General features: G+C 63.6%; 1 protein-coding gene. It reads left to right on the top strand.

The features are described 5' to 3' along the window. The first annotated feature begins 74 nt into the window (after nt 1-74). Nucleotides 75-1,118, top strand: coding sequence for an IS5 family transposase (locus CDV49_RS19410; RefSeq protein WP_085502601.1), 1,044 nt, complete (start codon nt 75-77; stop codon nt 1,116-1,118). Nucleotides 1,119-1,283 lie beyond the last annotated feature (165 nt).

Raw genomic sequence — 1,283 nt, 5'->3', positions numbered from 1 at the left:
GGGCACCTCGAAAAATTGCCCGGCCCGAGTTGCTGCGGTATGAACGGGGGGTGATCGGCTGCTTGGGCGTAACGATGGCACAGATGGGTTTCTTCGATCTTTCGGACCGCTATGCGAGCCTGGATGCCAAGAAGGACCCCTTGGTCGAGATTGACGCCGTTGTGCCGTGGGAGGAGTTCCGCCCGACGCTGGAGCGGGTTTGGCGCAAGCCAGATGCGGAGCGGAAGTCGCGCGCCGGGCGCAAGCCGATGGACGCCGTTCTGATGTTCAAGACACTGGTCCTGGGCGCGCTCTACAACCTGTCCGACGACCAGATCGAGTATCAGGTGCGCGACCGTTTGTCATTCATGCGGTTCCTCGGCCTAGGGCTTGAGGACCGGGTGCCCGATGCCAAGACGGTGTGGCTTTATCGCGAAGCGCTGGCGCAGGCGGGCCTGGTGGAGGCGCTGTTCAAGCAGTTCGACGGCTATCTGGCGCGACGGGGTTACATCGCGCGGGGAGGGCAGATCCTGGATGCCTCCATCGTCCCGGTGCCGAAGAACCACAACACGCGCGAGGAAAACAAGGCGATCAAGAGCGGTGAGGTGCCCGAGGGCTGGTCCGACAAACCGGCCAAGCGGTCACAGAAGGACGTTGATGCCCGCTGGACCAAGAAGCACGGCAAATCCCACTATGGCTACAAGAACCATGTGAGCATGGACAGGAAGCACAAGCTGGTAAGACGTTACCATGTCAGCGATGCCGCCCTGCATGACAGCCAAGCGGTGGACCACCTGCTGACGCGGGGCAATACCGGCGCGGGGGTCTGGGCCGATCCGGCCTATCGGTCCGAGGAGATGGAAGCCAAGCTGCGCGGCATGAAGCTGAAGAGCCACATCCACCGCAAGGGCAAGCGCGGCAAGCCGCTGACCGAGCAGGCCAAAAGCAGCAACCGGACCAAATCCTCGGTGCGTGCCCGGGTCGAGCATGTCTTCGGCGCGCAGACCAACGACATGGGCGGCACGCTGGTGCGCACGATCGGCATGGTGCGGGCGAAGGCGAAGATCGGGATGAAGAACCTCGCTTACAACATGCGCCGCCTCGGCCAGCTGAGCCGCCTGAACCCGTGCCCGGGCTAACCCAGGGGCGCGGAAATCAAGTCGTGCGGCACGAAACGCCGCGCGCGACAGGCAAAGCATCAAAGACCCCGTAGCGCACAAGGGCACTGACGGGTGACATCACGCCCATTTCAAGCCGCCGAGCCCGCGACCCGCGACCGGGAAAGGTCAAAAATCGAGGTGCCC

The sequence above is a fragment of the Haematobacter genomosp. 1 genome, from assembly GCF_002196855.1.
Taxonomy (GTDB): domain Bacteria; phylum Pseudomonadota; class Alphaproteobacteria; order Rhodobacterales; family Rhodobacteraceae; genus Haematobacter.
This window is presented reverse-complemented; position numbering and strand designations above follow the sequence as displayed.

Bases quoted from the DNA above. Each gene is read 5' to 3' on its own strand.
- CDV49_RS19410 (WP_085502601.1), top strand. From the start codon at position 75: ATGGCACAGATGGGTTTCTTCGATCTTTCGGACCGCTATGCGAGCCTG.